The organism is Wolbachia endosymbiont of Rhagoletis cerasi (genome assembly GCF_018454475.1).
Classification (GTDB): Bacteria; Pseudomonadota; Alphaproteobacteria; order Rickettsiales; family Anaplasmataceae; genus Wolbachia; species Wolbachia pipientis.
The window spans coordinates 17,993-40,609 of the sequence record NZ_JADCNC010000014.1 but is presented as its reverse complement, the minus strand read 5'-3'; the positions used below and the strand labels follow the sequence as shown (position 1 = coordinate 40,609).

The window sequence follows — 22,617 nt, the reverse complement described above, 5'->3', positions numbered from 1 at the left end:
GGGGAGTATTATGAGTGAAGCTAAAAAAATAGAGGAAAGACATCATAGTCTAACTGTTCCTGGGGATATGTATCACTTACAACCAGGAGTTATTACTGGAAAAAGGGTAAGTGGAATAGAACCCTTTTTGAAAGAACAGCAGGACATGGTAAAAGTAAGGGAACTTGTAAGCTCTTTAAATCTTGAAGATGCTTCTGGTGAAGCGATAAAACCACTATCTACACCTAATGTAGAGAAAAACGAAGAAAGAGGGAAAGGTCGCTCTTAAAATATGAGCAATGAAGTTTATGATAGCGATAACATCTTTGCTCAAATATTAAGAGGTGAGTTACCTTGTGAGAAGGTACATGAAAATGAAAATGTACTAGCTTTTCATGATAAGTACCCTGACGCACCAGTTCATATTTTAGTTATATCAAAAAATCAATATATTTCATATGATGATTTCATTCTAAAAGCTCCTGAAGAGGAAATAGCGGATTTCTTCAAAACTGTAAGAGAGATAGCACACAAATATAATCTAGAAAAAACAGGATATAGATTAGTCACTAACTACGGTGAAAATGGAGAGCAGGTTGTACCACACTTTCACGTGCATATTTTAGGTGGTAAAAAGTTAGGAAAGCATGTAAACTCATAGTGTTATATGTTTTGTTAAATGAGCGAATATTTAACCATAGTAATCTTTATCTGCGTATCAATTGTAGTATCTTTTGCTTTAGGTATATTGCCTATGTTTCTTGCAGTGAGTAAGCCAGATGGTGAAAAGCTTTCCACATATGAGTGTGGCTTCAATCCACTATCCAGTGCAAGGAAAAATTTTGACATTAAATTTTACCTAGTTTCAATATTATTTATAATATTTGACTTAGAAATTGCTTTTCTTTTTCCTTGGGCTGTTTCTTTATCTAAGATAAGCTATGGTGGATTTTGGTCTATGATGGTATTTCTTGCAATACTCACTATAGGTTTTATCTATGAATGGTGTAAAGGTGCATTAGAGTGGGAGTAGTTTATGACAAATCAAATTCTATCTAATGATGACTGGGGTCGTTATAAAAAAGAAGGGTTTCTTGTCACTAAATTTGGTGATTTAACAGATTATGTAATGAATTGGGCAAGGTCTGGTTCATTGTGGCCAATGACATTTGGTCTTGCATGTTGCGCAGTTGAGATGATGCATACTGCATCCAGCCGTTATGATCTTGATAGATATGGTATAATGTTTCGTGCAAGCCCACGTCAATCAGATGTGATGATTGTTGCTGGCACACTAACTAATAAAATGGCAGCAGCATTGCGCAAGGTTTATGATCAAATGGCAGACCCGAAGTATGTTATTTCCATGGGAAGTTGTGCAAATGGTGGTGGTTATTACCATTACTCTTATTCAGTAGTCCGAGGCTGTGATAGAATTGTGCCAGTTGACGTGTATGTCCCTGGATGCCCACCAACCGCTGAGGCGTTGCTATATGGAATGCTATGCCTACAAAACAAAATAAAACGGACTCGGAATGGATAAAACTGCAAAGTATATACAAAAAAAGACCAAATGCGAGTGCATTCAAAAAGATGATGGCATTATTGTAATATATTCAACTTTAGATGAAATTGAAAAGTACCTATTCTTTCTACGTGATGATGAAAAGTGTAGGTTTGAACTATTAGTTGATATTTTTGGGGTTGACTATCCAAATAGAGAGAAGCGTTTCGAGCTAATATACAATCTGCTCAGCATTGTGCATAATATTAGAGTACACATAAAGCTTCAGTTATGTGAAAGCGACATGCCTCCAAGTGTAGCGAAGATATTTAGTACGGCTTTGTGGTTTGAGCGTGAAGTGTTTGATATGTATGGAATAGAGTTTTCTGATCACCCTGATTTGCGTAGGATTCTAACAGACTATGGATTCAAAGGTCATCCAATGTTAAAAGATTTCCCTCTCACTGGTTATGAGGAAGTAAGATATGATATAGAGACAAAAAAGGTTGTGTATAATCCTATAGATTTACCGCAAGATTTTCGTATGTTTGATAGCTTATCGCCTTGGGAAGGTAAAACCATAAAAGTAAATATAAAGGAGTAGAAAATGACAGTACAAAGAAAAAAAATATCTTTAATCGGTGCAGGAAATATCGGTGGAACTCTCACCCATATGATTGCACTAAGGGAACTCGGTGATGTTGTTTTACTTGATATTAGTGATGGAATACCACAAGGTAAAGCACTCGACATAGCAGAATCATCCCCTATTGATGGATTTAATGTCAATATTACTGGCACAAATAGGTATGAAGATATAAAAAACTCCGATGCAATTATAATAACCGCTGGCATCGCTAGAAAACCTGGAATGAGCAGGGATGACCTCCTGCAAACCAATGCTAAAGTAATGAAGGAGGTTGGCGAAAATATTAAAAAATATTCTCCAAACGCGTTTGTAATAGTGGTTACCAACCCTTTGGATGCCATGGTTTCAGTGGTGCATAAATTTTCAAACCTTCCAACTAATATGATTGTTGGCATGGCAGGAGTGCTTGATTCTTCCCGTTTTCGTTACTTTCTTGCAAGTGAGTTAAATATCTCAGTTGAAGATATATCTGCTTTTGTGCTTGGAGGACATGGCGACACTATGGTACCACTAATCAATTGTGCTTCAGTTGCTGGAGTTCCACTTACTCAAATTATCGATATGGGTCTTATCACACAGAAAAAAGTCGATGAAATAGTTGAACGCACTCGCAATGGCGGTAAAGAAATAGTTGATCTGCTTAAGTCTGGATCTGCATACTACGCCCCTGCATCTTCAGCTATATGCATGTTAGAATCATATTTAAAAGATAAGAGGCGCATATTACCATGTGCTGCTTACCTTAATGGTGAATATGGTGTAGAAGAGTTGTTTATTGGTGTTCCTGTAATTATTGGAAAAAACGGAATTGAAAAGATCCTAGAAGTTAAAATGAATGATAGTGAACAAGAAATGTTTAATAAGTCTGTAAACTCGGTGAGAGAGCTGGTGAAATCTTTAGGTTCATAAGCAAATTAATGGTTTTATAGAGCTTCTTTATAGCTCAAACAGCCTAAAAAAGTTGCTTGTGGTTACCTTCGCTACTTGTTCTGGTGACTCATTCCACAACTCTGCCAAACAATCAACAACGTATTTCACCATTGCTGGTTCATTCTTTTTTCCCCTATAAGGCTCAGGTGATAGATATGGTGCATCAGTTTCGACTAAAACACGCTCGCGTGGTACATTTTGTGCAATTTCTCTGAGTAAGCTCGCATTTTTAAAAGTAATAATTCCAGAAAATGAAATATATAACCCCAAATCTATAGATTGATAAGCAAGTTCTTTAGAGGAAGCAAAGCAGTGCATTACTCCACTAAAAGCACCGGCTTTCATTTCTGACCTTAACATATCGATCATCTCATTATCAGCGCTTCTTGTGTGAATAACTAAAGGTAGTCCAGTTATTCTTGACGCTTCTATATGTAATGCAAAACTTTTTTTCTGATTGTCTTTGTTGTCAGATTTATAAAAATCTAACCCGGTTTCACCGATACTAATTACCTTTTGGTTCTTGGTAAATTCAACTAATTCATCAACATGTATACACTCACCGTTTTCTATAGCAGCATCAAGCGGATGTATACCAACAGAGGAGTAGACCTGATCATAGGATGAAGAAATTTTTAATAACTTAGGAACATCGTCAATGCTTACGCATATGTTATGCAAAACCTTTACACCATTTTGCTCTGCCCTTGAAATTACTTTTGGTATTTCATCGTCAGAAAAATAAATCAAGTGGCAATGAGAATCTACTATCATGAGCTTATTGTTGAGGCTTTTATTATAGAAGAAAACTCTTCTATCACTGTTTTATAAACTTCTTTTTTAAATGATATAGCACTGGCTACTAAACTATCTATACCTTGCCAACGCCACTCTTTGAACTCTGGATGACCAGTATAATTAATATCAATGTCCTCATCCTCTCCGCAAAACTTCATTAAGAACCACCTTTGCTTTTGACCAGAATATTTTCCATTCCAGCATATTGGTATAACTTCTTCAGGCAAGTTGTAGTATATCCAATCCTTGCTTTTAGTTATAACCTTTACTTTATTAGTACCAACCTCCTCTAGCAACTCACGTAACGCTGCTTGTTCCAGTTCCTCACCATCATCAACACCTCCTTGTGGCATCTGCCAGTAAGAATCGCTATCAAAGCGTTTTCCAATAAAGGCATGTCCTTGTCTGTTAAATAGCATTATGCCAACACAAGGACGGTACTTATCTTTCTGCTCAACCACGAGTACGCTCTGTTTTTAAATGATTTGTTACAGAAGTTTTAATTAATTTTCCATTTTTTTCTTTCTTCATCTCTTCAACAATTTTCTTTGCAACTTCCTTTGCACTCAAGTTCGAGTTATCAATTTCAAGCGAACCCTCAGGTATAAATAGCCTTTTCCCTTCAATTTTCTTTATAGCAAAATCCGGATCAGTAATTTTATTTTCCTGATATCTCTCTTCTGATTGGACACGTCTTACTAGTTTTTCATTATTACAATGTAATACTACAGAAAAAATTTCCATGTCCATTTTTTTACTTAAATTTACCACTGAGTTATATAATCTTTGGTCATAGGGATCACCCTTTATCAATTCATTTGTAAATATATAATGTTTTGATTTTACGTAGTGTTTTTCCAGTATTGCTAATACATTTTCCCTAACTGCAAAAATTTTTTCCCATAGGTCATCTGGAACTTCAGCGTTTTGTAATTTAACAATATCAAATATAATATTATTGAATAGATTATTGCTTACTATTACTGCACCAATGATTTTACACAGTTCCTTTGCAGTAGTAAACTTACCACTGCCTGGAAAGCCGATTAAGTAGATGAGAGTCTTGCCCATAATGAATACTAGTAAAAAGCTATTTTCAATTATATAAAAAGTATATACATTGTACATGCTAAAAACATGATGATAAAATAGATGCAGGTAATACCTTTAACAAGTAGTTGCGTTGAAAATAGTTCATATTTAGAAATTTTGAGTATATAATTATAAATGAATCATATAACCTGTAAACAATGCTTAGCGATATGGAATCGATAAGAAGTACAATTGAAGAGATAATAGATCAAAATAAAGGTCATGATATAGTAACTTTTGATGTGCAGAATAAAACCGTTATTGCAAAATATATGATTATTGCATCTGGTGATTCAAGCCGTCACGTTAAAGCTTTAGCTGAGCACGTAATAAAAAGCCTCAAGCCACATGATAAAATAGATGTAGAAGGTATGGATGAAGGCAATTGGGTAGTTTTGAATTTTCAAGGCATAATGGTTCACATATTCAGGCCGGAAGTAAGGGAGTATTATAAAATAGAAGAGTTATGGAACTGATTGCCTGGATAGCTGGTGCACAACTGCACAAACGTTGTAATTTTGAAGGCAACTCCTGCACAGGTAGTGGTGTCATGAAAGTAGCTGACACTGGAATCCAGTTTTTCATGCAATTTCATCGAAAACGTTGTATAGTGTGCTTGTTTATAATTAAGTTCCAGTGTCTGGGCACTGGCTTCTCTATTAGGGTTACCTTCGGCATTAATGACAGGATAGACTGGGGTTTATAAAATGAAACACGCATCTGAATTTTTAAATTTCATCCAAGAAAGAGGGTACCTATACCAATGCACAAACATTGAAGGGCTAGATCAATTATTATTGCAGAGCAATTATATAGTTGCATACATTGGGTTTGATTGCACAGCACCAAGTCTTCATGCTGGTCACCTAATTCAGATTATGATGCTCTGTCACCTACAAAAATTTGGTTATAAGCCGATAGTCTTACTTGGAGGTGGCACAACAAAAATTGGTGACCCATCCTTCAAAGATAAAGCAAGAAGCATCTTGCCTGTAGAGAACATCAATCAAAATACATCCAGTATAAGGAGAATATTAGAGAAAATGGTGTCTTTTAATGACAGCAAGACTGGTGCAATGATAGTAAATAACGCAGATTGGTTGGATAACATAAAATACATAGATTTTTTGCGTGATATAGGAGCTTATTTTTCTGTAAATCGTATGCTAAGTTTTGATAGTGTGAAAACCAGGCTGGATAGAGAGCAAACCTTAAGCTTTCTGGAATTTAATTACATGCTATTGCAAGCTTACGACTTTATTGAATTAAACAAAAAATATGATTGTCGTCTGCAGATTGGAGGGTCAGACCAGTGGGGAAATATAGTAAACGGAATTGAACTTGGAAAAAAGTTGAATTTACCTGAGCTATTTGGCCTTACCATGCCTCTTTTATTAAATGCACAAGGAAAAAAAATGGGCAAAACTGAAAGTGGAGCAGTGTGGCTTGATGATAATATGCTAAAGCCTTACGACTACTGGCAATATTTTCGCAACGTTGATGATCAAGATGTTGGACGTTTTTTAAGATTGCTCACTGATGTGCCAATTGATGAGATTAGAAAATTAGAGTCTTTAAAGGATCAAGAAATAAATGAAGCAAAAAAGGTCTTGGCAACAGAAGTGACAAAAATATGTCATGGTGACAAAGAAGCGGAACTTGCACAATTTGCTGCAATTTCTGCTTTTGAGAATGAAGATAGCTCACTACTTCCTGATTACATCATAAAAAAAGAACAAGTTGCAAGCGGCATATCCTTAGTAGACCTACTACATGACACCGGTTTTGAACCTTCAAAAGGCGCTGCAAAGCGTTTAATACAGGGCAACGGATGCAAGATTAATGATAATGTTGTAAACAATATTGATCATGTAATAAATTTCGAAAGCTTTAAAGATCAGCCATTTATAAAATTATCTGCAGGAAAGAAACGCCATATAAAAGTTGTGGTAGATTAGGTCTCGAAGTAAGAAAACAAATTTTATACAAGTGAGAAATTAGATATGGAGCAAATTTTCAAAATTCGAGAATTATGTATAAAACAACTGGAAAGATAGTAGAAAGCGAAATTCTATTATATATAGCTAAAGTGGCTTAGGTTTACCTACAATTTGAAAAACAACAAATTCGTCATTCCGCTACTCATTAGCGGAATCTATACCGCGAATGAATCCATAACTGTACGGACATTGCAATTTGGGCCTACCAGGAGGGCAATGCCTCTTATCCAAGTACCCTCTTCTTGTCATCCCAGTGTCAAGCACTGGGATGGCTTTGTTGCATCGCTAGCTATGATGGATTAAAGATAAAAAAGGTGGAGAATATCAGTAGCTTATTATTCTGGTATTTATAACAAGAACGGTCAGTGAATACCTAAATTTGAGTAAAAGAAATTTCACTACCACTCACTAATCCGGCTAAAATTCAAGAATTTCAATGCTTTAGCTATTTTCAATAGAATTAAATTTATTAATATAAATAATAAATTACTATTCTTAAATTTGATCAGATTGATTGCAAAAAAACAAGATTTTCAATAGGTTGCTTATAATCCTAATTATAGTTAGCCTTTCATAAGTAGCGATGCAACAAAGCCCACTGGGATCCAGGAATTTTATTAAGTTGGTAAGTATAAAAGTAGCCGTTTTATGTTAAAACACAACGTTCTTGATGAGATTACGGCAAGGCTGGATTCCAGTGTCAGCTACTTTCATGACACCATTTGCTGTGCAATTTACCTTCAAAAATGAATGTTCATACAGTTATGGAATGAATCGCGGTATGACGTAGGGAAACCTTTCTTGAGTTAGCTATAGCACTATAAAATTGTCCGCAGGGCCATATAAAAGTTGTGGTGAGTTAATAAATTTTTATGGAAGAAAGGATATATTAGAAAATTGAGGGTTTTAAAGGAGGTAAAAATGAGACTGTATTATAAAGATATCACAGGTCTTATCAAAGAACCCTACCGCTCCAGAGGAAGGGATTATTTTGACAAAAGAAAGGTACAGATTATATCTGTTAATGAATCTCAAGCTAAATCAAAGGTAGTTGGATCAAATGTATATCGAGTAACACTAAAGCACGATGGTCCTCTTTTGAGTGGAACATGTTCCTGTCCTGCATTTGTGTATTATGGTCCATGTAAGCATATGGCTGCAACAGGTTTTGCTTTGGTTGCACTTGATAGAAAGGAGTATCGATCGTCTGCGCGCCCAGATGAACAGACTCTCTTTGAAAGGTTTTACTAAGAAAAACAAAGCAAGAGCTAATTTCAATAATTACTCGTTCCAGTAAACATTATCCTGAGATTTTTGAAGAACTAGAGGATAAAGAATATGAGCAATTTATTCAAAGTGAACTTTCAAAATCCGAGAATTATGTATAAAACAACCGGAAAGATGGTGAGATCAGGTAATCTATGGCTAAGACGTCATACCGCCGCGGTATCTCTTAGCCGCTAACACGTAGCGGGATGACGAGATGCCACCACGAACCGTCATACCGCGCGATTCATCCGCGGTATCTCTTAGCATAGATCCCGCTAACAAGCAGCGGGATGACGGTTGTCGTTTAGCTATAAACATTAAGAAATTTACCAAACGAAAAAAAAGGCAAAAAAAGCCCCATGATTGGCTAATTACTTACATTATACTTTCAAGTATGGCGTTTTTTTATTCTAAACACTTAATAACCGCGATTCAGCTACTTTTAAACCGCAACTAATCTAAATTATAAACGTTAAGAAATTTACTAAACAGAAAAAAAGGCAAAAGAAACCCTAGGGTAGCTAGTTATTCACTATCCATTTTTTAAGTTGGCGTTTTTTTATGTTTTAAACGCTTTATAAGCGCGTTTCAGCTTATGTAGGTAGAAATTTTATAAGACATAAGGTGCACATAGTGCAAAAAATTAAACATGATACGCCAGATACGTGAGTTTTTTTGTCATTTAATCTGTACAGAGAAGATAAATAAATAGCTTCAGTGTTTATGATAAGGGGGCTGGCGGAGTTTGTCAAGTGGTTTTTTAGCCACGTTTCCCTGTTATAATGTTCGTTTGCTTGACCTAAGATCCGGGAGTATTTAAACTGAACTCTATATAGTGTTAAAAATGATAGGAAATCTAAGCGGAATAGTTGATGAAGTGCGCAGTGATCACATAATCCTGAATGTGAATGATGTTGGCTATATGGTGTATCTTTCAGCCAAAACTTTAAGTGCTTGTGCAATTGGAAGTAGAATCAAATTACTTATCGAAACCTATGCAAATAACAGAGAAAATGTCGCTCAGCTATATGGTTTTATAAGCGAAGAAGAACAGCAGTGCTTGAGGTTGCTAGTTAAAGTAAGCGGCGTTAGCTATAAAACTGCAATGTCAATTTTGGGCAAATTAACTCCAGAACAGCTATTTTTGGCAATTATGAATGAAGATAAAGTAGCACTCAAGATGAGCGGACTTGGCCTGAAACTCATAAATCGAATCATCACTGAATTGAGTGGCAAAGTGAGTAAACTAGAAATAAATAACAATAACTTTAATCCAATTAATGAAGATGCCCTTTCAGCATTGATCAATCTTGGGTATGAAAAAATGAAAGCTTATGATACGATAAAAAAAATACAAGACGAATCGTCAAACCTGGACACTAAGGACATTATTCGCATGGCGCTTAAGGAGCTCTTAACATTATGAAATCAATATCGTGCGGTAAAGAATATACTGAAGATGTGCGCAATATTAACATAAGGCCTGAGCAACTTGATGATTTTGTCGGGCAAAAAGACTTAATACAAAATTTAAAAGTGTTTATAAACGCTGCACAGACGAGAACTGAAGCTTTAGATCACGTCTTATTGTACGGTCCTCCAGGGCTTGGCAAAACAACTTTAGCACAAATTGTTTCTAAAGAATTAAGAGTTAGCTTTCGCGCAACTTCTGGTCCTTTACTTAGTAAAGCTGGAGATTTGGCCGCAGTGCTTACCACTTTAAATGCAAAAGATGTTCTATTTATCGACGAAATTCATAGATTAAATCGCAGCATCGAAGAAGTTTTATATACTGCTATGGAAGATTTTTGCCTGGACATATTAGTAGGTGAAGGTCCATCTACTCGCACTTTAAGGATAGATCTACCACCATTTACGCTAATTGGAGCAACAACACGGCTTGGATTACTTTCTGCGCCACTCAGAGATCGTTTTGGCATTCCTTTGCACCTTGAGTTTTATTCTTTTGAGGAGCTAGTCGATATTATAAAAAGAGGCGCAAGAGTTCTTTCTGCTGAAATTGAAGAGGGTGCTGCGCGGGAAATTGCCTGCCGTGCGCGCGGCACTCCAAGAATTGCTTTGAGGTTACTCAGAAGAATAAGGGATTTTGTTGAAGTGAAAGATGATAAAAAAATTACTTATGAAGTCGCTGATTCTGTATTACTAAAATTGGGTGTAGATAAAATGGGACTCAATAAACTTGATATGAATTATCTAAGATTTTTATTCAACACTTCAGGCCCTGTTGGAATTGACACCATATCTATTGCGCTATCCGAAGATGTTGGCAATATTGAAGAAACAGTAGAACCTTATTTAATCAAAATTAGTTTTGTAAAGCGCACACCAAGAGGGCGCGTTCTAACCGATCAAGCAAAGGAGTATTTGAGCTTTCAACATTAAACATCATAATTTATATTGACTAATTGGCGTGGTATCTATATGCTAACATTTATATATTAAAAATAATGGAGGCATATATGTTAACTAATAGCACTGAAACTGTATCTTTAATTGAAACTTCTTCTAATCTAAATATCAGTCCTTCTGATAATAATTCGATTTCGGATACTAAAAATGTACCTAAATCAACACTAGATGAGAACGTACCTAAATACGTCACTCTTAATAATGCAGAAGAATGGAATGAGTTCTTTATAATGCAGAACAACACTTCTACTAATACCACTAATAAAAAGAAACCAAAACCTTATATTCATAAGGATAGTAATGGTATATGTACATATACTGCTCGGGATGAGAATAAATATGGTGGTAAGAACATTATAGGCAAAATTGCTGAACAGATTAAAGAAGAGATATCTAAAAATATAGAAAATAATGATATAGAATTTATAAAACTTAAAGAAAGCAAAAATGAAGATAATATTATTGAGCCTGCCGTAAGAATTGCGATAGGTAGTAATACAAAAGAAATAAGCATGAGTGACATTCTAAATAACGATTTGTGTAAACAATATGGCGTGAAAGCAATTACATTATTGCTACCTCAAAGTAAAGCAAGGGGGCTACGTCTCCGAATTGACGAGCATGGAACAAAAATTTACGAAGTGGCAAATGGGTCATATGAGATGACTCTGAAGTGGCATGTTGAAGGAAAGGAATGTAATATTAAAATTAGCATTCACGATAATGGTTCTATAAAACTTATTGAGGGTAATGGTGTTACTATGGAGCAATTAGCTGCACATAAAGAAGTAAAAGTAGGAAGGCAATATGAAGCAAAGCCTTTACATGAAGCATTAGCATCACAATTGCCACAAACACAATTACAACAAAGCTCTGAAGAAGTAAAATTTTTGGAGCAGCCTTCAACAAATGTAGAAGACTTGAGCGGCGCACCACAAAAGCATCAAGCTTCTGCTGCTCAAAATAGGTAAAGTAGTGAAAATTCAGTATAAGTTGCTTGCATTTGCAAGTAACTTATACTCTTATAATGAGCAACATAATACTACCAAGAAATTTCTACGAGCGGCCGACCTTAACTGTAGCTGGAGAGTTATTGGGAAAAGTCCTCAAATTTTCTAACTTTAGTGGAATAATAACCGAAGTTGAAGCCTATATAGGAATGAATGACCCAGCTTGTCACGCGGCAAGAGGCTATACTAATCGAACCTCAGTAATGTTTGGTATGCCAGGATTTTCATACGTGTATTTTATATATGGAATGTATTACTGTTTAAATATTGTAACAGAAGCAGAAGGGTTCCCAGCAGCAGTGTTAATACGGGGATTAAAGCTCATTGAACCGCTTGAAGCAAATTTAGGTGGGCCAGGAATATTGTGTAAAAGATTAAATATTACAAAAGAACATAACAAACAGGACCTTACTATAAGCCACAAATTTTGTGTTTATGAATCTCACCTCAAACCAGATTATATTTGCACCCCGAGAATCGGAATTAGTAAAGGCCAAGAGAAATTTTGGCGGTTTAAGATCTGAGCTCCAGTGATCTTACGTAGATTATTTGCCAATCGGATAATCACCAGTGAAACAAGCATCACAATATTGTGGCGTAGCATTGTTACGCTTTTCTGCTTTAACAGCCTGATATAGTCCATCAATACTCAAGAAGGCTAGGCTATCTACTCCTATAACTTCCTTAATTTCCTCTACAGATTTATTTGCAGCAATTAAATCTTTGCACTCTGGCGTATCTATTCCATAAAAACAAGAATGCTTAATTGGTGGGCTTGAAATTTTGAGGTGAATCTCTTTTACTCCTGCATCCTTTAGCATAACTATTATATTTGTTAACGTACTACCACGCACTATACTATCATCTATTAAAATTATGTTTTTACCTTTCAAAGTGTGCTTATTAGCATTGAATTTTAATTTTATTCTAACTTTACGTACTTCAGCAGTTGGTTGTATAAAAGTTCTTCCTATGTAATGATTACGAATTATTCCCAGTTCCATAGGTAATCCTGAATGCTTTGCATATCCAATAGCTGCAGGTATTCCAGAATCAGGTATTGGTACAACCATATCTACATTGTTTTTTGGTGGGCTCTCTTCTGCAAGTATTCTTCCTATTTCTTTTCTTGTATCGTATATAGACCTATTCTCCATTATGCTGTCTGGTCTTGAAAAATAAACGTATTCAAAAATACAAAAACTTGATTTTTGCTGTGGGAAAGGAAACACTGAGGCTAGCTTACTATCCGAACTGATGGTAACTAATTCGCCTGGTTCTATTTCTCTAACAAACTCTGCATTTATTATATCAAGAGCACAAGTTTCAGATGCAAGAACGTAAGAACCGTTTAACTTTCCTAAAACAAGAGGCCTGATTCCAGATGGATCACGTACTCCAATAACTACTTCTTGATTGATTGCCACAAAAGAATAAGCACCTTGTATTTGCTTTAATGCATATATAAAACTCTCTAAGAAGCTATCTTTTTCACCGCTTGCTGTCAGATGCACTACTACTTCTGTATCAATATCTGACTGAAAAACGCACTCTTGTTTAATTAATTGTTTGCGTATCGGAGAAATATTAATTAAATTACCATTATGTGCTATGGCAAAATCCCCAAATTTGCCACTTTTGCCAAACATGGGCTGCACTCCAAATTTACTACCACTTGTTGAGTATCGAACATGACCTATTGCACAATCCCCAGGTAAGGATTTCTTTATTTCATCTATATCATCAAATACGCTGCTCACTTGACCTTGAAAGTGATAAGAGTGCAGCTTATCGTTGTTACTGGTTGCTACGCCAAAAGACTCTTGACCTCTATGCTGCAAAGCGTGGAGAGCAAGTATAGAGTTAAAAGCAGCACTTTGGTTGCAGCTTATGCCAAATACCCCACATTCCTCACGCATTTCATCTAGCATAAAAACTATTAAGTAAAGTTTAATTCTACTTTAGCATAGGTAAAATACAAGCATTTTGTTGTTCATCTGCTTTTATTGCCAGCAATAGCCCTATACATATCAAACTTGCAGCAGTTGTACTTCCTCCATAGGACAGAAATGGCAATGGGTCACCTATCACAGGTAAGAGGCCCATTGTCATTCCGATATTTATAAAGAAATGAGCACTAAAAAAGGCGAAAATACCGATAGATACCGACTTAGAAAAATAATTTTTTGACCTATAAGCAATAGAGAGCATTATAGCAAGCAATGTAGTATAGAGTAAAATTAAAGCCATGCTACCTAAAAATCCCCACTCCTCACTCAGCACTGCAAAAGCAAAATCTGTACGCTTTTCCGGCAAAAATCCAAGTTGAGTTTGACTTCCGTTAACAAAGCCCTTACCAAGCAAACCTCCTGAACCAATAGCTATCTGAGATTGCTGCGCATTATAACCTATCCCAAGTGGATCCACTGATGAATCCAAAAACGACAATATCCTTTGCTTGTGATAAGGACGTAAAAAAGGCCAAATAGCCGGTACTGCAAAAATGCCAAGCGTTCCACATATTACCGAATGAGATCTTTTTATTATTGCTGTGAATATAATTGATATCCCTATAAATAACATTATCACAGCTGTTCCTAAATTAGGTTGCTTTAACACCAAGAACACGGGTAAGAAAATAATTATAAGTGCCTTAAGCAATCTTTTAAATTCCATCATTTTATATACACTCTGCTTATCAAAATAGCGAGCAAGCGCAAGTATTAAGCCTACTTTTGCAAATTCTGATGGTTGCAAACTAATTGATCCAATTCTTATCCACCTTGTTGCACCCATTATGTGTGAGCCAAAAAAATTCACTACTAATAGCGAAATCACTGCTGCTACATAAAAAAAGTAGGCGTGCTTCAAATAAAAATCTAGCTCTATGAATGACATAGCTATAGCAAGTAGGAAAAAGAAGGAGAATATGACCAGTTGGTGAATCGCAAATGGCACCCACTTTCCTCCAGCAGAAGAGTATTGAACAACAATGCCAACGCAAAACAGCGCTATCACGTTAATGACTAACAACCAATGAATCTTCTTCAGTCTATCCACAATAAAGACCTTATAACCTTAAAGTATAGTAAAATATGAAACAAAGATAAAAATCAAAAAACCAACTTCTCAACTACTAACCGAATTGGAGTGCTATATATTCCAGTTACTACTGTTAAAACTGCCATAAACAATAGACAGAAAAGCATAGGAAATGGCACATCATTAATTTTGTCCGGTGTCATTCCAGTGCGTGACGTTGCATCATTTTCAAAATACATTTTCTCTACCATCTTCCACATATATATCAATGCAAGGAAAGAGCCAGCAGCAAATGTTACAAGGGAAATCCACGCATGAGATTCGATAATTGCTTTCATTATATACCACTTGCTTACAAAGCCATTTGTTAAAGGCACACCGATTAATGCTAAACTGAGTAGAGTGAATGCAAGTGCTGTATAAGGCATTGATTTCTTGAGTCCCGATAAATTCTCTATTTTTGTTGTATCAAATTTGTAAGAAATACATCCTGCAGCCATGAATAAAGATGTTTTTATTATGCTGTGGTTTACTATGTGAAGAATTGCTGCAAATACACCTGTTTTTGAGTTAAAACTCAGTGCTAAAATTATATAACCAATTTGGCTGACACTAGAATTAGCAAGCAGTCTTCTTATATCCTTTGCAGTTATTGCAGATATTGACCCAAATATAACAGCGCAAAGTGCGAGGATAATTATCACATTGTCCAACAGCGGCTTAAACAAGAAAAAATTTTGTTGGAAAATGGTATAAAAGATTCTGATGAAAACATATATCATCACTTTAGTTACTGTGCCTGAAAAGAATATGCTGATGAAACTTGGCGCTTCACTATATGCATTAACCAGCCACCTGCTTAATGGAAACAGTGCCATTTTAATTGAGAGACCAACAAAAATGAACAATGTGCCAAGTTTTATGATGTTGTTATCGTATAATGGAACTATTCTTTCAGCCATGTCAGACATATTGAGTGTTCCAGTCATTGAATACAAGAGCCCGATGCCAAACAAGTAAAACGTTGCCCCTATAGTGCCACTAATTAGATATTCAAATGCTGCAACCAAGGCTTTTTTATCCCTTCCCATTGAAACTAATACATAAGAAGAAAGAGATGAAATTTCCAAGAAAACGTAAAGGTTAAATATGTCGTTTGTTACTAGAATCCCGAACAGTCCGCTTAAGCACAGTAGAAATAGAGAGTAAAAACCAGTGATTTTGTTTTTGCTAATTTCTTTTTCGTTAATATAAAAGCTATAAAGCACGCTAATCAGCGCTATAAAATTCACCAAAGTTAGAATCAAGGAGTTCAACACGTCGATTCTTAACTCTATGCCGTACGGGGGAGCCCAATCCCCAAGGTGATAAGTTATAATTTCGCCTTTATATGTTTTAATGAGTAGTATTGATGAAATGATAAGAGTGATTGTTGTTGCAATAAAAGAAATAAACCAAGATACCTTGTGTTTCTTGGCAAGAAAGCAAAACATTGATGCAATTATTGGGATAATAACTTGTAAAATTGGTAATTGCATTAAATTGTTGTTAATATATCGTTAAAGTATTAGTATATATAATACTTTTTGTTTTAATACCCTTATGTTATCTAAAATTTGTAATGCAATAAAACGCCTATTACGAAGAGAAGATAAATTTGTAGGAAGAGATGAAAATGGAAATTCTTACTATGAATCAAGTAAAGGAAAAAGGTGGGTTATGTATAGCAGTGTTTCTGAGCCTACAACAGTGCCTCCGGAATGGCATATATGGCTTCACTATACTGATAATGTAGTACCAGTTAATAATAAAAAAAGAAAAGTAAAACATACTCCTAATTTAACGGGTACAAAAGGTGCATACTATCCAAACCAAAAAGTGAAAAATTACTATAAAAGCTGGAGTCCTGATAACTAAAGATGCGAAGGTCAAATATACTTGAAATAACCGCTGGATTATTTGTATTAATTTTTACTATTTTTCTGATTTTCTTTGCTATTGATAAGCTATCTTACATAAAGAAAAACTATAAGGATTGCAATAAAATATATGGTCTTTTTGCTAACGCTAACGGTATAGGAGTTGGTGATAGTGTCAAGATCTCTGGTGTAGATGTTGGAAGCATAACTGGTGTATCACTTGACAAAGCTACCTACGTAGCACGAATCGATATGTGTATAAGCAAAGACATAAAATTGCCAATTGATAGTTCAGCTCTGATCACTAGCAGTGGAGTTGTTGGCAGTAAATTTGTTAATATATCACCTGGATCAGATATTAAACTAATCTTGCACGGTGGTAAAATAGAGTATACTCAAGCTGAAGCAAATATGGGTGGAATAATGGACAAAATTATTGGTATGTTTACAAAATGAAAATGGCAGGATTCCAAGTGTACCCGTTCAGATGAAGCCTCCTGTAGTTCTAAAGTATTTAAGGAGTTTGCCTTATTCCTTGCCTTTTCTACCGCTTGCTTTGGGGTTTATAGTATAGAAAGTGCCTTAACAGTTGCAGTGCATGTCTATCAATGATAAAATGAAGATTAATTTATTTTGATATTATGATTGGTTTACTGTTTGCCGTACTGTTATTCCTCTGTGGTAGTGATGCACTTGCAAAACAGGAGCCACGTTCAATAGCTGGAGATAATCACATAAAGGTAATAAATTATAACCCACAAGCTATACATAAGTATACGGGTTTTTATGGTTATCAGTCCAGTATATTGTTTGAACCAGGGGAGGTAATACAAAACCTTTCAATGGGTGATTCAACTGGTTGGCAACTTCTTCCTCAAGGTAACAGATTGTTTATTAAGCCTATAGATGATATTGCTGATACTAATGCAACTATAATTACCAACAAAAGAGTTTATTACTTTGAACTTCATGCTGAAGAAGCAACTGGACTAGATGATCCAAAATTAGCATATGAAGTAAGGTTTCTTTATCCACTATTTAGCAGTGATGAGATTTACACAACAAATAACGGTGATATCTTCGAACAAGCTAGTCATACCATTATTCCTGATATAAACGATATTGAAGTTGTAAAGAAAGGCTTAAATTTTAATTATTCCATCTCGCACGTTAAAGGCAGTCAGTCAATAATACCAATCAAGGTTTTTGATGATGGAAAATTTACATATCTACAATTCAATAAAATAAACTCTGATTTCCCGGCAGTTTTTATGGTTGATTCTGCAGGGTATGAGTCTTTAGTAAACTTCCGTACAGTTGACGACTACCTGATAATCGAAAGGGTGAGTTCAGTGTTTACCTTAAGGAATGGATCAAGTACAGTTTGCCTATTTAATGAAAACATACCTTTCAAAAAAGGGTGAGTGATTAAAGGCTATAATACCCGAGATATGGGTGCAAAATTTTTTCTATGATGTTCTGTAATTCCATAAAGGCCAATAGCGTTAAGGTGCTCTTTTGTCCCATATCCTTTATTTTTATACCAATTATATTCAGGATGCTTATTATGCAATTCTTGCATAAGCCGATCTCTCGTAACTTTTGCAACGATTGAAGCTGCTGCAATTGATGTACTCAAATTATCACCATTTACTATGGATTTCACTTGCCATTTCACTTCAGGTGGTTGATTACCATCAACTAGCACATAATCTAACTCTAGGTCCAAGTCTATCAACGCACGTTTCATTGAAAGTTTTGTTGCTTGCAAGATATTGTATGAATTTATTTCTTCTACGCTTGCCATTCCTATACCAAATTTTGCAACGGATATTATTTTTTCATATAGGACTTGCCTACATTGAGGAGTCAACTTTTTCGAGTCGTTGATTCCATCAATAATTGTATTTCTATCAATAAACACTACGGCTGCGGATATTACTGGACCAGCTAGCGGACCTCTTCCAACTTCATCCACTCCTGCTATCACTCCTGATAATTTATTTTCTAATGTAAAGTCTGGGTATTTCATAGGTTTTTATAATAAGAAAGTTATAGTAAAAACTGAACAGATAATAGAAATTATCCAAAATTTCATAACGATTGCATTTTCTGACCATCCCTTCTTCTCAAAGTGATGATGTATTGGTGCCATAAGAAAAACTCTTTTTCCTTCTCCATATTTAAACTTTGTATATTTAAAATATGATATCTGAATAATAACAGATAGAGTCTCTATTACAAAGATTATTCCAATAATGGCAAAAAGCATTTCTCTTTTAATTAGGACACTAGTTAACCCTAAAGCCGCACCTACCGACAAGCTACCAACATCACCCATAAATATTTTTGCTGGATGTGTGTTAAACCACAAGAAACTTAGAATAGCTCCTATAAATGCAATGCAGAATAAAGTAATATTCATATCTGCCTGAGTTATATATGCAATTAGCCCCAAAAAAGCAAAGGAAGTGATAACTTGAGTTGCAGCAAGGCCATCCAAACCATCTGTGAGATTCACAGCATTAGAAGAGCCGACAATTACAAACGCAGCAAACGGAACATATAGATAGCCAAAATCTATTATTACTCCTTTAAATAGGGACGTTTTTGTAAAACATTCAGCAGAGTATAGCTTAAGTATAAACACACCAACCAGAGCAACAATAAACTGAATAAGTATTTTGGTTTTTGCACTTAAACCTCGATAGTGATTTGTCTTCAATTTTAAATAATCATCAATAAATCCAAGTAGAGCAAAAAATAGAGTTATCAATATCAGCAGCAAAATTTCTGGTGTTAACTGAGCCCAGAGTAAAATTGGTAATAAAGAAGAAATCAGTATTATTATTCCGCCCATAGGTGGTACATTCTTTTTTGTTATTAAATGACTTTCTGGTCCACATGATCTAATTGGTTGCCCATCTTTGCTTATTTTTTTTAGAAGCTTTATAAAATAGGGAAAAAGAATAAACCCAAAAACAAATGAGGTAAAAAATACTTTTGTAGCTAAGATCATCTGCTTACTTAAATTGACTAAGTGTCATACCACCTATAGCTAATAAAGTCAACTTCTGTCATCCTATAGCCTGACCCACAACTGTACGAACATTGTGATTTGGGCCCATCAGTAGGGTGTCATCCCAGTCTGGAATCCACAACTGTACGAACGTTGTAGTTTGGACCACCAGTGGGGTGTCATCCCAGTGCCCAGACACTGGTTCTATGCAACTTAATTAAAAACGTTTGTTTTAGTGTAAGACAATTACCTTTAGCTTATCAGCTCAGTTATAAGCAAAATTTCTGGATTCCAGACTGGAATGACACCATTTGCTGTGCAATTTACCTTCAAAAATGAATGTTCGTACAGTTGTGAACCTGTGGCAGGTATTACATAAGAGCATTTCCCTCTTCTAAATTAAAACGCACTTTTGCCTCCTTTGCAGTCTATACTTTAGATGTATTTAATTTACAAATACTAATTATTTATTAATAATGGTGATATGTAAATATAGTTATAAAATAATTGTTACACTTGAATTCCTTCCTGGTTTCTGTTGTTATCAGAACATTTAAAACACTTTAAGAAAGCTGCTTAGTTAAATTAACTTAGACAAGTAAATAGCAGTTTTGCAGCCTGTTTTTATGAATGATGATAAAATGTTGTAGCCAAATGCGCTTTCAGCATTGTGCTGAATTGCAATATCTTTGTGCTCTAACTCCTCGTCGCGAAATTTACTTATAGTTTCTCTTAATTCCCCATCTTCTAAATGTGAAACTTGCTCTTTGTAGTGCTCCCCGATAACTTCTTCAACTGCAGCAGTGCAAGCCATAGCAGCTTTTTTGCCCATAATGGCAGTTGCAACGCCAAGCGACACTCCTAAAACACGCCAAACAGGCAACAAAACAGTAGGACGAACTTTTTGCTCTTTGATTTTCTCATTAAAATAGTGAAAATGCTTTTTTTCCTGCTCTTCCATTTCAATTATTTCATTGATTATAGAAGATTTCTTAAGAATAAATTTTTGACCAGAATAAATGCAAATAGCTCCATATTCTCCAGCGTGATCTACTCTAATTGCCTGTTGCAAGAACTGATTGTTGCTGTACCTTAAATTATTTAGATTTCTTTCTTTCTCCACAATACACCTTACCTGATACGAACAGAGCTACTATGAGATAAATTAGATTCCATGTTGCTAAGGAAACACCTAGAACGTAATGAGGTCTGTCACAAGATGGAGAGTAATTAGGATTTAGTAGATTATTTCTGAGCTCTTCTATACTAACGTTACCACTTGCTTGCTCTGTACAACCTAAAACATCATGAAATAAGTGGAGTTCAAGACCTACATGATAAAAAGATATTACTGCACCTATGAGGTAGCTGCAAAACATTGCATAGATTAGAATTTTGTTGTCTTTAAGCATGCACGCTACTGCAAGTAATCCGGCGATATAGTAAACTATTCGCTCGTATGTACATAACTTGCATGGCAGCATGTTGAAAAAATATTCTAGCACATATGCAAAAATTAGAGCAGCGGCACTCGACAGCAGAAAGATTGCAGGAATTCTGGAATTATTACACATAACTTTAAGTAAATTATCCCTGAAAGTATAAAGCAGAGTATTCATTTTACATAGGGATTTTTATTTTTTTTCAAAAGCAATCTAACTGGCACACCGTCTGCAAAGAAATTTTTTCTGAGATCGTTAATTAAATAGCGTTTGTAACTTTCATCAACACTTTCAGGTATGTTACATATCAAAGAAAAAGCTGGAGGTTTAGTACCAATTTGAGCGATATACTTCATTTTAACTGCTTTGCCTTTTACAAGAGGGTGAGAATGTTTTCCTACAGCATCTATGAGCCACTTATTCAGTTTTGCAGTGCTGATCTTCTTGTTCAAGGATTCACTCACTTCAAGACACTTATCTATCACATCACCGCAGCGCATGCCTTTTAACGCAGAAATTGTTATAGTTGGCACTTCCAAGAATAACCTGGTTACTTCCTGTTGTTTGACAAATTTTATTAACCTGCTTCTGTCATCCTTACCTATTAAATCCCACTTATTTAAAACAACAATAATCCCTTTCCCTCCCTTAATTGCAGCTTCACCAATTGATAAATCCTGCTGCTCAATACCAACTAGGGAGTCTAGCATTAAAACTACCACATGAGAGCGCTTGATTGATTCCATGCTTTTCTCAACAAATCTTGATTCTAAGCCATCTACAACATTCGCCTTTCTGCGGATTCCGGCAGTGTCAATTAGAGTAATTAACTCTCCATCATGATCATATGTAATATCCACAGAATCACGTGTGGTACCTGGCTCTGAACTTGTTATTAGTCTGTTTTCTGCAAGTAAACCATTTAAAAAAGTTGATTTTCCAACATTCGGACGGCCGATGATCGCGATCCTCAGCCTACTCAGTTCATTGTTAGGTAACTCAGTGTTCTCGTTAAAATTTTCAATAACACCAGCTAATGCATCATAAAGATCAACCATGCCAAGATTATGCTCGGCAGAGATATACACCGGGCCAAGAAAATCAAAAAACTGCAAATAATCAACATTTTCGGATTTATGACTCTCGCATTTATTTGCTATCAGTATCACAGGTTTATTTATTTTTCTCTTCAGCCACTTTGCAAACTCTTTATTTCGCTCATTTTGCACTTTTGCGTCAACAAGAAAGAAAATTATGTTTGAACTGGATAAAGAAAACTCTATTTGCTCAATAACTTGCAGTGAAAAACTAGTTTGGTCGTTCCATCCTCCTGTATCTATAACTTTAAACTCCAAATCGCTAATTCTCCCCATTCCCTCTCGCCTATCCCTTGTCACTCCTGGAATGTTACTCACTACTGCTGCTTTTCTTCCTACTAATCTGTTGAATAGGGTCGATTTTCCAGCATTTGGTAGGCCTACTATGGCGATTTTTAGCATAATTCAAGGGCATGTTCTATATGAAGTAAATTATA

28 protein-coding genes are annotated in these 22,617 nt (G+C 35.4%); 17 read left to right on the top strand and 11 right to left on the bottom strand.

Annotation, left to right across the window (positions count from 1 at the left end; translation table 11 throughout):
• Positions 1-10 precede the first annotated feature (10 nt).
• From INQ25_RS05415 to mdh, 6 genes are read left to right on the top strand one after another with little or no spacing between them, the layout of a single operon-like run.
• Positions 11-268, top strand: coding sequence for a hypothetical protein (locus INQ25_RS05415; protein WP_006279579.1), 258 nt, complete (start codon positions 11-13; stop codon positions 266-268).
• Between the two features lie 3 nt (positions 269-271).
• Entirely contained in the window at positions 272-640 is a 369-nt protein-coding gene (locus tag INQ25_RS05410) for an HIT domain-containing protein (protein ID WP_010082356.1), read from the top strand.
• A gap of 18 nt (positions 641-658) precedes the next feature.
• The gene (locus tag INQ25_RS05405; protein ID WP_006279576.1) at positions 659-1,012 is read left to right on the top strand and encodes an NADH-quinone oxidoreductase subunit A; all 354 of its coding nucleotides are present in this window, start codon (positions 659-661) and stop codon (positions 1,010-1,012) included.
• A 3-nt stretch (positions 1,013-1,015) separates the two neighbouring features.
• Entirely contained in the window at positions 1,016-1,522 is a 507-nt protein-coding gene (locus INQ25_RS05400) for a NuoB/complex I 20 kDa subunit family protein (protein WP_006279574.1), read from the top strand.
• Complete coding sequence (locus INQ25_RS05395) at positions 1,515-2,087, top strand: NADH-quinone oxidoreductase subunit C (protein WP_213863246.1); 573 nt, start codon at positions 1,515-1,517, stop codon at positions 2,085-2,087. The genes INQ25_RS05400 and INQ25_RS05395 overlap by 8 nt, the downstream gene beginning before the upstream one ends.
• Before the next feature lie 3 nt (positions 2,088-2,090).
• A complete protein-coding gene (mdh, locus tag INQ25_RS05390) occupies positions 2,091-3,041 on the top strand; it encodes a malate dehydrogenase (RefSeq protein WP_007548577.1) in 951 nt (316 codons plus the stop codon).
• Positions 3,042-3,068: 27 nt separating this feature from the next.
• Here the strand turns inward: mdh and INQ25_RS05385 are convergent, their stop codons facing one another.
• Genes INQ25_RS05385 through INQ25_RS05375 form a run of 3 tightly spaced genes read right to left on the bottom strand, consistent with a single transcriptional unit; the run spans position 3,069 to position 4,931 of the window.
• A complete protein-coding gene (locus INQ25_RS05385; protein WP_010082353.1) occupies positions 3,069-3,836 on the bottom strand; it encodes a TatD family hydrolase in 768 nt (255 codons plus the stop codon).
• The gene (locus tag INQ25_RS05380; protein WP_006279569.1) at positions 3,833-4,321 is read right to left on the bottom strand and encodes an RNA pyrophosphohydrolase; all 489 of its coding nucleotides are present in this window, start codon (positions 4,319-4,321) and stop codon (positions 3,833-3,835) included. The genes INQ25_RS05385 and INQ25_RS05380 overlap by 4 nt, the downstream gene beginning before the upstream one ends.
• Complete coding sequence (locus INQ25_RS05375) at positions 4,314-4,931, bottom strand: AAA family ATPase (protein ID WP_246484104.1); 618 nt, start codon at positions 4,929-4,931, stop codon at positions 4,314-4,316. Before INQ25_RS05375 ends, INQ25_RS05380 begins: the two co-directional genes overlap by 8 nt.
• A gap of 179 nt (positions 4,932-5,110) precedes the next feature.
• Between INQ25_RS05375 and rsfS the strand changes: the two genes are divergently transcribed.
• The 8 genes from rsfS to INQ25_RS05335 all read left to right on the top strand — a co-directional run bounded on the left by rsfS (position 5,111) and on the right by INQ25_RS05335 (position 12,185).
• Entirely contained in the window at positions 5,111-5,428 is a 318-nt protein-coding gene (gene rsfS / locus INQ25_RS05370) for a ribosome silencing factor (protein ID WP_006279567.1), read from the top strand.
• Positions 5,419-5,658 (top strand): hypothetical protein, encoded by a 240-nt coding sequence (locus INQ25_RS05365; protein WP_010963049.1) that lies wholly within the window; start codon positions 5,419-5,421, stop codon positions 5,656-5,658. The genes rsfS and INQ25_RS05365 overlap by 10 nt, the downstream gene beginning before the upstream one ends.
• A 1-nt stretch (position 5,659) precedes the next feature.
• Positions 5,660-6,910, top strand: coding sequence for a tyrosine--tRNA ligase (gene tyrS, locus INQ25_RS05360; RefSeq protein ID WP_007548582.1), 1,251 nt, complete (start codon positions 5,660-5,662; stop codon positions 6,908-6,910).
• Positions 6,911-7,873: 963 nt separating this feature from the next.
• Positions 7,874-8,203, top strand: a complete 330-nt coding sequence (locus tag INQ25_RS05355) for an SWIM zinc finger family protein (protein WP_007548583.1) — start codon at positions 7,874-7,876, stop codon at positions 8,201-8,203.
• 862 nt (positions 8,204-9,065) lie between these two features.
• Positions 9,066-9,647, top strand: coding sequence for a Holliday junction branch migration protein RuvA (gene ruvA, locus INQ25_RS05350; protein WP_213863244.1), 582 nt, complete (start codon positions 9,066-9,068; stop codon positions 9,645-9,647).
• Entirely contained in the window at positions 9,644-10,624 is a 981-nt protein-coding gene (gene ruvB, locus INQ25_RS05345) for a Holliday junction branch migration DNA helicase RuvB (protein ID WP_015589389.1), read from the top strand. The genes ruvA and ruvB overlap by 4 nt, the downstream gene beginning before the upstream one ends.
• Positions 10,625-10,689: 65 nt before the next feature.
• Positions 10,690-11,622, top strand: a complete 933-nt coding sequence (locus INQ25_RS05340; protein ID WP_246484103.1) for a hypothetical protein — start codon at positions 10,690-10,692, stop codon at positions 11,620-11,622.
• A 56-nt stretch (positions 11,623-11,678) separates the two neighbouring features.
• Positions 11,679-12,185, top strand: a complete 507-nt coding sequence (locus INQ25_RS05335) for a DNA-3-methyladenine glycosylase (protein WP_213863242.1) — start codon at positions 11,679-11,681, stop codon at positions 12,183-12,185.
• Between the two features lie 21 nt (positions 12,186-12,206).
• Here the strand turns inward: INQ25_RS05335 and purF are convergent, their stop codons facing one another.
• Genes purF through INQ25_RS05320 form a run of 3 tightly spaced genes read right to left on the bottom strand, consistent with a single transcriptional unit; the run spans position 12,207 to position 16,241 of the window.
• Complete coding sequence (gene purF / locus INQ25_RS05330) at positions 12,207-13,592, bottom strand: amidophosphoribosyltransferase (protein WP_213863241.1); 1,386 nt, start codon at positions 13,590-13,592, stop codon at positions 12,207-12,209.
• A gap of 25 nt (positions 13,593-13,617) precedes the next feature.
• Positions 13,618-14,721 carry a rod shape-determining protein RodA gene (gene rodA / locus INQ25_RS05325; protein ID WP_213863240.1) on the bottom strand — a complete coding sequence of 368 codons (1,104 nt, stop codon included), beginning with the start codon at positions 14,719-14,721 and terminating at the stop codon, positions 13,618-13,620.
• Positions 14,722-14,774: 53 nt separating this feature from the next.
• The gene (locus INQ25_RS05320) at positions 14,775-16,241 is read right to left on the bottom strand and encodes a proton-conducting transporter transmembrane domain-containing protein (RefSeq protein ID WP_213863239.1); all 1,467 of its coding nucleotides are present in this window, start codon (positions 16,239-16,241) and stop codon (positions 14,775-14,777) included.
• 64 nt (positions 16,242-16,305) lie between these two features.
• Between INQ25_RS05320 and INQ25_RS05315 the strand changes: the two genes are divergently transcribed.
• The 3 genes from INQ25_RS05315 (at position 16,306) to virB9 (ending at position 18,046) form a co-directional block, all read left to right on the top strand.
• Positions 16,306-16,620 carry an NADH-ubiquinone oxidoreductase subunit NDUFA12 family protein gene (locus INQ25_RS05315; protein ID WP_182309790.1) on the top strand — a complete coding sequence of 105 codons (315 nt, stop codon included), beginning with the start codon at positions 16,306-16,308 and terminating at the stop codon, positions 16,618-16,620.
• A 2-nt stretch (positions 16,621-16,622) separates the two neighbouring features.
• Positions 16,623-17,078 (top strand): outer membrane lipid asymmetry maintenance protein MlaD, encoded by a 456-nt coding sequence (gene mlaD, locus INQ25_RS05310; RefSeq protein WP_213863238.1) that lies wholly within the window; start codon positions 16,623-16,625, stop codon positions 17,076-17,078.
• Between the two features lie 185 nt (positions 17,079-17,263).
• Positions 17,264-18,046 carry a P-type conjugative transfer protein VirB9 gene (gene virB9, locus INQ25_RS05305; protein WP_213863237.1) on the top strand — a complete coding sequence of 261 codons (783 nt, stop codon included), beginning with the start codon at positions 17,264-17,266 and terminating at the stop codon, positions 18,044-18,046.
• An 11-nt stretch (positions 18,047-18,057) separates the two neighbouring features.
• Here virB9 and INQ25_RS05300 read toward each other — a convergent pair whose 3' ends face one another.
• From INQ25_RS05300 to der, 5 genes are all read right to left on the bottom strand, one after another.
• A complete protein-coding gene (locus INQ25_RS05300) occupies positions 18,058-18,654 on the bottom strand; it encodes a ribonuclease HII (protein WP_213863236.1) in 597 nt (198 codons plus the stop codon).
• A 6-nt stretch (positions 18,655-18,660) separates the two neighbouring features.
• Complete coding sequence (gene mraY / locus INQ25_RS05295) at positions 18,661-19,641, bottom strand: phospho-N-acetylmuramoyl-pentapeptide-transferase (protein ID WP_151807633.1); 981 nt, start codon at positions 19,639-19,641, stop codon at positions 18,661-18,663.
• Positions 19,642-20,221: 580 nt separating this feature from the next.
• Positions 20,222-20,764 carry a demethoxyubiquinone hydroxylase family protein gene (locus INQ25_RS05290; RefSeq protein ID WP_006279362.1) on the bottom strand — a complete coding sequence of 181 codons (543 nt, stop codon included), beginning with the start codon at positions 20,762-20,764 and terminating at the stop codon, positions 20,222-20,224.
• On the bottom strand, positions 20,739-21,260 hold the full coding sequence (locus INQ25_RS05285; protein ID WP_065094847.1) for a disulfide bond formation protein B: 522 nt from the start codon (positions 21,258-21,260) through the stop codon (positions 20,739-20,741). Before INQ25_RS05285 ends, INQ25_RS05290 begins: the two co-directional genes overlap by 26 nt.
• Entirely contained in the window at positions 21,257-22,582 is a 1,326-nt protein-coding gene (der, locus tag INQ25_RS05280) for a ribosome biogenesis GTPase Der (RefSeq protein WP_012673406.1), read from the bottom strand. Before der ends, INQ25_RS05285 begins: the two co-directional genes overlap by 4 nt.
• Between the last annotated feature and the right edge of the window lie 35 nt (positions 22,583-22,617).